The following is a 619-nucleotide window of genomic DNA, read 5'->3' on the forward strand; positions in this document are numbered from 1 at the left end:
TGAAGGTCGATGCCCGGAAGCGCCCGCTATGCGCCGCGATGGCCGACAAGTTTACTTGTGCGCAAACTCAGGCGGCCTATCGAAAGCGCAAATGGCTGTCCGAACCGCCGAATGCCTGGGTAAAGAGCGTTCTCGGATTTCGACAATTCAGCATGCGCGGACTGGCCAAGGCCCAGGCCGAATGGAAACTCGTCTGCGCGGCGGCGCTGAACCTACGCAGAATGTCGAAAATGACGCCTGCGTAAGTCCCGAAGGGGACAACATTGCCCTGATTTCGCCGCCGGGAAAGCCACTTTTGCGCGCAATGGCGGCCCAAACCGCAATCGGCGTTGACGCCGCACGATGTGGCGTCGGTACCGGCAGCTCAAATTCTGTCTGCCGCGCGGATTCCTTCTATGAGCAGTAATTTGTCAAGGCCCGCTCGCGAATCGTCGATTACTTCCTCCACATCTCCTTGCGAGTGTGACTGGGGGTCAAGGGCAGGCGGAGCCTGGCGTAGCGAGCCTTTGACACTCGGAAGAGGCGATATGCTGTCGTATGTTGGTATCCGCTAATTTACGCACACCGTAGCGAGAATTGTTCGCAATGACTGGGCGAGCGTAGGCGCATCGCGACGATC

At 58.6% G+C, this 619-nt stretch carries 1 protein-coding gene; it reads left to right on the top strand.

The features are described 5' to 3' along the window. Positions 1-245: transposase (locus tag AWB78_RS43005; RefSeq protein WP_157697932.1), on the top strand; the 245-nt coding region annotated here is incomplete at its 5' end. Positions 246-619 lie beyond the last annotated feature (374 nt).

Origin of the sequence: Caballeronia calidae, from assembly GCF_900044055.2 — a bacterium.
GTDB lineage: Bacteria > Pseudomonadota > Gammaproteobacteria > Burkholderiales > Burkholderiaceae > Caballeronia > Caballeronia calidae.